The following is an 8,446-nucleotide window of genomic DNA, read 5'->3' as shown; positions in this document are numbered from 1 at the left end:
ATAATGAGGTGTTTCCTGTGACGAATATTCCCCATAAGGCCCATTCACCATTAACTGATTTGTCACCAGATACAACTAAAACAAATACCGTTATCGCCGCAGGTACGCAATTAACAGGTGATGTTAGGCTTGATGGCGACATTCAAATTTATGGTGTAGTGGTTGGCGATATTATCGTTAGTGATGGCACCATAAGGCTGATGCGCAGTGGCAAGATTGAGGGGAATTTAACCGCACCACACATTACGGTGGATGGACGGATTGAAGGGATCTGTGTTTCTGATCATCTGGAAATTCTGGAAAATGGTCGTTTAAACGGCATTGTGAAAGGCAGTAATTTCTCAATCAAGAAAGGTGGCGTCTTTATCGGCCAGTCTGAGATAACAGAGGAATCTGACAGCCAAAGCAAGGGTAAAGTAAAACCTGCTGTAATAGTGCCTCAGGAAAAGGCTAATACAGAAGAAGTCCGATCTGATGCTAGTTCCAGTAGCAAATAATTCTGCCAGTTCACTTTTTTCTAATACATGCTAATAACACGATTGAGCCAAATTTTAGGGCTACGATCGTGTTACTTGCTCACTTTTTTGAATGTTTTTTCATCGATTGTTTTTTTATTTGCTGAATACACAGCATTTTTCAACCTACAACTTCAGAAACAGGCTTTGGGACGCACGCTAAGGCTCCCTATTTTCCTCATTTTCCTTTGCCACCGATCCCACTTTCTTTGCCAATATAATCAGACTAATTGACTGAGATTAATTAGTTATAAATATATCGTTTTATATTATTTCCTGACCTAACGCCGAATTGATAGCTTATCCACATCGCAACATCTCAATCACCTTAGGAGCTTTCAATGAAGCAATCTCTGTCCACAAAAAAAAGCGCACTGGCATTAACGCTGTTAGCTGGTCTGGCGACGCTGTCTGGCACAGCCCACGCTGATAAACTGGATGATATCAAGCAAGCAGGTGTGGTGCGGATTGCTGTTTTTGATAGTAACCCTCCATTTGGTTATATCGATCCACAGACTAAAAAGCTGGTGGGATATGACGTGGACGTGGCGAATGCTATCGCGAAAGATCTCGGTGTAAAAGTAGAACTACGCGCCACTAACCCGGCCAACCGTATTCCATTACTGACATCGAAGAAAGTTGATCTGATTGCGGCAAACTTCACTATTACTGATGAGCGCGCTAAGGAAGTTAACTTCAGCCTGCCCTATTTCGCTACGGGTCAGAAATTTATCGCGCATAAAGGGGTGCTAAAGACACCTGAAGATATCGGCAAATTACGTATTGGTGCGGATAAAGGTACGGTTCAGGAAATTACCCTGCGGGAGCATTATCCAACCGCAAAAGTGATTTCTTACGATGATACACCGCTGGCATTTACTGCTTTGCGTAATGGTAACGTTCAAGCTATCACCCAGGATGATGCGAAACTTGTCGGCCTGCTCGGTAACTTACCGGCGGCACAAAAAGCTGATTTTGAGATCTCACCGTTCAGTATTACCAAAGAGTACCAAGGGGTTGGTATTCCTAAGGGTGAAGAGCGCTTAACGGCAAGTATTAACGAAACACTGGTGAAATTGGAAAAAGATGGCGAAGCGGCGAAGATTTATGATCGTTGGTTTGGCCCAGCAACCAATGCAGCCCAGCCGCGCGGTGAGTTTAAGTTTGCGCCACTGGATCAGCAACCTAAAGCCTAATAAATCCTTCGTCCTTGAAGTGAGAACATTAAAGCCCTGCATTGTCACGATGTGGGGCTGCTTGCATTGTAATCCGTTAGTGATTAACACCATGGGGGATAGGTAAGATGGATTTTACAGCACAGCTAATAATAGCTATTGAGATGCTTTTAGCGCGATATGGGTATCAAGACCTATGAATCTACATCATCTCACTGATTGGTTGTTGGCCCCGCAATATCTTAACTGGCTGTGGCAGGGGTTTCTGCTTACGTTGTGGATTTCTGCCTGCACGGTGGTTGCTGCCACGTTATTAGGCTTTTTGCTCGCTGCCGCCAGAGATAGCGAACTCAAAGCGCTGCGGTGGTTTGCTGTTGGCTACAGCACGCTATTTCGCAATACGCCGCTGCTGATCCAACTGTTCTTTTGGTATTTTGCTGCCAGTCAGTTTCTGCCTGCTTCCTGGGTTCCATGGCTCAATACACCCCATGAAATCACCTTTATCGGACTCACGTTAAGTTGGCCTTCTTTTGAATTTTTAGCCGGGTTTATCGGGCTAACCCTCTATTCCACGGCGTTTATTGCTGAAGAATTACGTTCTGGGATCAGCGGTGTCGCTAAAGGGCAAAAATACGCGGCACATGCGCTGGGGTTAACGGGCTGGCAATCGATGCGCCATGTGGTGTTGCCGCAGGCGTTGAAAATTGCCATGCCGCCATTGCTGGGCCAGTACATGAATATTATTAAAAACTCCTCTTTAGCGATGGCTATCGGGGTGGCTGAGCTTTCCTATGCTTCTCGTCAGGTTGAAACCGAAACATTGCGGACATTTCAAGCCTTTGGTGTGGCAACAGTATTGTATATCGCCATTATCGCGTTGATTGAAGCCTGGGGCATGTGGCGTCAACAGCGAACCACCATCAGGGGGCATTGAGATGGATTTTACAATTATTGCTGATAACTGGACTTATCTACTGTGGGGTACTTTCCCCGATGGCCCTCTGGGTGGGGCGGCATTAACCCTGCTGATCAGTATCATGGCTGGAGTGGCCTCCGCAATCTTAGGGACCGTGCTGGGGGTATTGCTGGCAATGTCTCGTGGTGTTTGGGCGGGCATATTGGCGGCTTTTTTGGGCTTTTTCCGCGCCATCCCGGTGATAATGCTGATTTTTTGGACCTACTTCCTGCTGCCAATTGTATTTGGTGTGGATATCCCCGAAATCACCACGGTGGTGTGTGCACTGGCATTGATTGCTTCCGCCTATCTGGCGCACGCAGTAAAAGCGGGGATTGTGGCGATTGGTGCAGGGCAGTGGCAGGCTGGGCTGTCGCTAGGTTTTAACCGCTGGCAGGTTTTATGGTTTGTGGTCTTGCCGCAAGCATTGCGCATGATGGTGCCATCATTTATTAATCAATGGATTTCATTGATTAAGGACACATCGCTGGCTTATATAGTTGGGGTGAATGAACTGACTTTTCTGGCAACTCAGGTCAATAACCGCAGCATGGTTTATCCCATGGAAGTGTTTCTGTTTGTCGCGTTGGTCTACTTCGTTTTATGCCTGGCTTTGGATTTATTGGCAAATGGCCTTAACCGCCGTTTTAGCCCACAGCATGCGATTAAGAAACAAAGTGCCATTAAACGTTCATGGCGCTGGTTGAGTCATAAACCAGCGCCGTCGGCACACTAATGATGAGTAATCTGCCAGCCTCTTTCGCGCCACAAGTCAGGCAGTTGCTGCATATCATCAAACATGGTGACTAGCGGGTGGTGTATCGGCTGGTTGTGTGGATCGGCGCAGTAGTAAAATACCGGTATCCCTGCGGCAATCCCAGCGTGGGTGCCGGCCGCGGAGTCCTCCACCAAAATGCAGTGCTCGGCGGCCACCTGCATCTCTTTTGCCGCGTGATAAATCAGCGCGGGATCAGGCTTCCAACGCTGAATGTCGTAACCGCTATAGAGGCGTGTATCAAAGAAAGACAGCAGGCCAGTCAGGCCAAGGGAGTGCTGCATTTTGCTCACTGGCCCGTTGGAGACCACGCAGACGGGCAGGGTGATTTGCTCCAATAGCGCTTTTGCCCCAGCAATAGGCTGTAATTCGGCATCAAACAGGCGTGCAACCTCAGCGCGGTAGAGTTTTTCCAGCGTTGCTATTGATTCATCCAGACCGTTTTCTTTACTCACCAGCGCGACTATTTCATTCAGTTTTACCCCTTTAAAACGCTTAATCACCTCTTCCAGCGACAGGTGGATACCGTAATGGGCAAACATCACGACGTATGCACGACAACACAGGACTTCACTGTCAACCAAGGTGCCATCGCAATCGAACATGACGCATTCAATGTTATTCACTCTACTTATCCTTAAATTGTGCAGATCTACGTTCACTTCACTTTAATCATCCTGAGTAAGAATGCGATGTTTATTGACCCTACTAGCAGAAAAACTAATGACAAGTTAATAAAATACAACGGGTTGAATAATATGTAGTCATAATGAAGGCGTTGTTGCGCAACAGTGAAGATAAAAAATAGCCAAAAAAGAGTGTGATCCCGCTCTAAACAATAGTTTTTTGTTATAGGATATCCCCCGACTATCACTCCCTTCTGTGGAACTCTTCGAATGAGTAAACCAAACCTTGATACTGAGCAGGGGCTGCTCGAACGTGTATTTAAACTGAAACAGCACGGTACCACGGCACGTACTGAGCTGATTGCCGGTATCACTACCTTTTTGACCATGGTCTATATCGTGTTCGTAAACCCACAGATTTTAGGGGTTGCGGGTATGGATGTGCGGGCTGTTTTCGTGACAACCTGCCTGATTGCCGCCTTTGGTAGCATCTTTATGGGCTTATTGGCTAACTTACCGGTAGCACTGGCTCCGGCGATGGGGCTTAACGCTTTCTTCGCTTTTGTGGTGGTTGGCGCGATGGGTATTTCATGGCAAGTCGGCATGGGTGCTATTTTCTGGGGCGCAATCGGTTTCCTTTTGCTGACCATTTTCCGCATCCGGTATTGGATGATTGCTAACATCCCACTGAGCCTACGGGTGGGGATTACCAGTGGTATTGGCCTGTTTATTGCCATGATGGGGCTGAAAAATGCCGGTATCGTGGTGGCAAACCCGGATACCTTAGTCGCGGTAGGTAATTTGACTTCTCACAGTGTGCTGTTAGGTGCGCTGGGCTTCTTTATTATTGCGGTTCTGGCCTCTCGCAATATTCATGCTGCGGTGCTGGTGTCGATTGTGGTCACCACGCTGATTGGCTGGGCGCTGGGTGATGTGCATTACTCTGGCATTTTCTCCATGCCGCCCAGTGTGACTTCTGTGGTCGGGCAGGTGGATTTAGCCGGAGCGCTGAATATAAGTATGGCGGGGATCATTTTCTCCTTCATGCTGGTTAACCTGTTCGATTCATCCGGCACATTAATCGGCGTCACGGATAAAGCGGGCTTAACCGACCATAAAGGCAAGTTCCCGCGCATGAAGCAAGCGCTGTACGTGGATAGCATCAGCTCGGTAGCCGGTGCTTTTATCGGTACCTCATCGGTGACCGCGTATATTGAAAGCTCCTCAGGGGTGTCTGTCGGGGGTCGTACTGGTTTAACGGCCGTTGTGGTTGGTATCTTGTTCCTGCTGGTGATGTTTGTGTCACCCCTGGCCGGTATGGTGCCTGCTTATGCCGCTGCCGGTGCGTTGATTTATGTTGGCGTGCTAATGACATCTAGCCTGTCACGGGTGAAGTGGGATGATTTGACTGAAGCCGTTCCTGCGTTTGTTACCGCGGTGATGATGCCGTTTAGTTTCTCTATCACTGAAGGGATCGCGCTGGGCTTTATCTCTTATTGCCTGATGAAGCTGGGTACGGGTCGTTGGCGTGAAATCAGCCCATGCGTAGTGGTTGTTGCGCTGCTGTTTGTGCTGAAAATTGCCTTTGTTGATCACTGATAGCCGATCATAAAAACGCCCCCCTTTCGACACCGAGGGTGGGGGCGTTGTCGTTATAATCTTATGCTTTTAACTGAGCGCTGATTTGCTCCAGTGCCTTTGTCGCACATTGTGCGTCCAAATGCCCGCCGGGTGCTCCGGCAACACCCACTGCACCGACCACCTCGTCCCCTGCTTTCACTGGTACGCCACCCCCTAACAGCAAGAACCCTGGAATGTCTTTCAGGTTATTGGCCGCAGGTGTCTTTTGGCTGTTTTCCATCACTTGCCCGCTTGGGGTTTTAGTCGATAGTGCCGTAAAGGCTTTTTGCTCGCTGGCTTTAACGGTGTGCGGGCCGGCATTATCAGCACGTAACACGGTTTTGATGATGCCCGCGCGATCAACGACGGTTACCGCCACGTTGTAACCATCCGCCTGGCAAACAGCGAGGGTGCGGCTGGCCAAATCGGTGGCCAGCGCCTGAGAGATATTACGTTCAGTGTTCAGACCCGCAGCAGAGGCTTGAGCTATCAGGCCAATGAATAAGGCGGAGGTCAGGGCAATAGGCTTGATCATATAAAATCCTTATTGTTAGCGAAGTGATTTAATCACTGTGCCGCTATGTTACGGCGATAAGTGGTGAAAAAACATTCGGCTAACTACCCGTTTTACTCCGTACTTCTACCTATACTCGTCATACTTCAAGCCGCATGTGCGTTGGCTGCATTCGTTCACCCCAGTCACTTACTTGAGTAAGCTCCAGGGGATTCGCTCAATTGCCGCCTTCCTGCAACTCGAATTATTTAGAGTATATTGGCAGCCTACCTGTAACGCCAATTGCCTTGGGGATTATTGGGAGGATAAGTGATAGTGATGAATAAGTGATGCCAGCGAGTTGACCTCCAGCTTGGCGAATATATTCGCGCGGTGCGCTTCAACGGTTCGCGGTGAAAGTGACAACATATGGGCGATTTGCTTGCTGGTTTCCCCTTGGATAATCAACGCGGCGACTTCCCGCTCGCGGGGTGAGAGTTGGCTAAGTAACTGTTGATAGCTCACTTGCTGCTTTTTCACTGCCAGCGCTTGCTCATGTTGCTCCAGTGCCATGCCGACCGCCTCGATCAGTACATCGGCGTCGATAGGTTTGGTCAAAAACTCCAGCGCTCCACCTTTAAATGCCCGGCGGCACAATTCAATATTACCGTGCCCAGTCATTATGATGACCGGAAGAGTGCTATCACGGCATTGAATGGCTTCTAATACTGCCATCCCACTCTTACCCGGCATTCTGATATCCAGCAGTACGCAACTTGGCTGGGTTATTGCCAATGTATCGAGGAAATACTGGCCGTCACTGAATGCTTTTACTTCCCAGCCCAGGGTGGCGAGTAATGCGGTTAGCGCGGCGCGAACACCGTCATCGTCATCAATCAGATAAATGTGTTTTGTCATGCGTATTCTCGCCAATCAGGGGAAAGGTTAGGATAAAACAAGCCCCGCCATGTTCACTGTTTGCGGCTTTTATGTCACCTCCCATTCGCTGTACCAATGTCTCACACAGGGTTAGCCCTAATCCCAGGCCACTCTCGCGAGTGGTATAAAAAGGTGTGAACAGGTGGTCTAACTGCTGGTGGCTTAGCCCCGGCCCATTATCTTCTATCTGAATTAGCCATTGCTGTGGTTGCAGGCGGGTAGTGAAATAAATTAACGGGGTCGCAGTATGTTGTACGGCATGGATAGCATTACTGAGTAAATTATGCAGAATTTGCTCCAGCCATAAAGGATCGGCCGAGAGTGGCGGTAAATTCGCTGGAATACTATTCACAACCGTTACTTTGCTGGCGGCTATCTCATTACTTAATAAAGCATTCACGCGTAACCAGATATCCGCTACCACCACCGGTTGTAAATTCACCTGCCCACGGCTGAGTAATGTGCGTAGCCGCTCCAGTAGCGCCGAAATCCGTTTGATTTGCTCAACCGACGCCCGTAGCAGTGGGGTGATTTTGTCGTCCTGCGCGGGTAATAACCGCAGAGCGGTTTGGTTATACGTCAGGGTGGCAGTGAGTGGCTGGTTCAACTCATGGGCGATACCTGTGGCAATTTCCCCCATGGCATTGAGTCTGGCTTGATCAGCAAATTTAGCCCGTTGTTCGGCGCGATTGCGGTATTGCGCCAACTGCTGCCAACGGTGCCAACCATAGAGGGTAGCTCCCCATATGAGTGAAAGCAGGAGGGCAGTTAACCAAGGCAGGTCACGCCAAAGAGGAGTTGCATAGCCAGTTAACGCAAAGGATTGAGCGCCCTCTCCCAATGGTTTTTGCCATTGCCAAAAGCTGTCTGGATTTGGCTTGCCCAGCACCGCTAACGGATGTTGCTGATAGCGTAATGTCACGCTGTCGAAATTTTCCGGTAAACCCACTACCTGCAACAGTTTTAACCCATTAATCTGCAAGCCACTGCCATTGTATGAGTTCGATAGCTGATAATCACCGCCGTGAACTTGCAGCGTTAACTGGCCTGCTTTTGATTTGTCGGCTTTAGTTTGGCTAATTGCGACTAATTGCGGGAAATGGCGCTGTAGTTGCGACAGTTGGTTCGGTTCAAGAGTCAGAAACAAAATAGCCTGTTGCTGGGCCAATTGCTGGCTCAATTCACGGTGGGTAATACGAAATTCGGCCTCACGCTCAGCTTGCTGCTCATTTAAGCCATACCAACCCAGCCAGAGAGTGGATATCAGGGTCAGGATAAGCCAGACAGTGATTTTAACGGCCATTTAGCAGCATCCAACATGTGTGGGTCAAGAGAGTAACCCCCAATC

At 48.8% G+C, this 8,446-nt stretch carries 9 protein-coding genes; 5 read left to right on the top strand and 4 right to left on the bottom strand.

The window, feature by feature from the left end; all coding sequences use genetic code 11:
• Window positions 1-8 precede the first annotated feature (8 nt).
• From V2A85_RS07855 to V2A85_RS07840, 4 genes are all read left to right on the top strand, one after another.
• Window positions 9-497, top strand: a complete 489-nt coding sequence (locus V2A85_RS07855; RefSeq protein ID WP_420071200.1) for a bactofilin family protein — start codon at window positions 9-11, stop codon at window positions 495-497.
• 359 nt (window positions 498-856) lie between these two features.
• Entirely contained in the window at window positions 857-1,711 is an 855-nt protein-coding gene (locus V2A85_RS07850) for an ABC transporter substrate-binding protein (RefSeq protein ID WP_420071198.1), read from the top strand.
• Between the two features lie 175 nt (window positions 1,712-1,886).
• Entirely contained in the window at window positions 1,887-2,624 is a 738-nt protein-coding gene (locus V2A85_RS07845; RefSeq protein ID WP_372560187.1) for an amino acid ABC transporter permease, read from the top strand.
• 1 nt (window position 2,625) lies between these two features.
• Window positions 2,626-3,381 carry an amino acid ABC transporter permease gene (locus V2A85_RS07840; RefSeq protein ID WP_420071197.1) on the top strand — a complete coding sequence of 252 codons (756 nt, stop codon included), beginning with the start codon at window positions 2,626-2,628 and terminating at the stop codon, window positions 3,379-3,381.
• Here the strand turns inward: V2A85_RS07840 and yieH are convergent.
• Window positions 3,378-4,046, bottom strand: a complete 669-nt coding sequence (gene yieH, locus V2A85_RS07835; RefSeq protein ID WP_083161558.1) for a 6-phosphogluconate phosphatase — start codon at window positions 4,044-4,046, stop codon at window positions 3,378-3,380. The two genes, V2A85_RS07840 and yieH, sit on opposite strands and share 4 nt — an antisense overlap.
• Before the next feature lie 270 nt (window positions 4,047-4,316).
• Between yieH and V2A85_RS07830 the strand changes: the two genes are divergently transcribed.
• On the top strand, window positions 4,317-5,645 hold the full coding sequence (locus V2A85_RS07830; protein WP_005186735.1) for an NCS2 family permease: 1,329 nt from the start codon (window positions 4,317-4,319) through the stop codon (window positions 5,643-5,645).
• Window positions 5,646-5,706: 61 nt separating this feature from the next.
• On the opposite strand, the gene V2A85_RS07825 is transcribed toward V2A85_RS07830, so the two are convergent.
• The 3 genes from V2A85_RS07825 to V2A85_RS07815 all read right to left on the bottom strand — a co-directional run bounded on the left by V2A85_RS07825 (window position 5,707) and on the right by V2A85_RS07815 (window position 8,401).
• Window positions 5,707-6,201: a GlcG/HbpS family heme-binding protein gene (locus V2A85_RS07825; RefSeq protein ID WP_005186737.1), complete on the bottom strand. Its 495-nt coding sequence runs from the start codon at window positions 6,199-6,201 to the stop codon at window positions 5,707-5,709.
• A gap of 273 nt (window positions 6,202-6,474) precedes the next feature.
• Window positions 6,475-7,077 (bottom strand): response regulator transcription factor, encoded by a 603-nt coding sequence (locus V2A85_RS07820; protein ID WP_420071196.1) that lies wholly within the window; start codon window positions 7,075-7,077, stop codon window positions 6,475-6,477.
• On the bottom strand, window positions 7,052-8,401 hold the full coding sequence (locus tag V2A85_RS07815; protein ID WP_420071195.1) for a sensor histidine kinase: 1,350 nt from the start codon (window positions 8,399-8,401) through the stop codon (window positions 7,052-7,054). The genes V2A85_RS07820 and V2A85_RS07815 overlap by 26 nt, the downstream gene beginning before the upstream one ends.
• Between the last annotated feature and the right edge of the window lie 45 nt (window positions 8,402-8,446).

Source organism: Yersinia sp. 1252 StPb PI (genome assembly GCF_048593885.1).
Taxonomy (GTDB): Bacteria; Pseudomonadota; Gammaproteobacteria; order Enterobacterales; family Enterobacteriaceae; genus Yersinia; species Yersinia enterocolitica_E.
The sequence above is the reverse complement of the archived record's forward strand: the minus strand, read 5'-3'. Positions and strand labels throughout refer to the sequence as shown.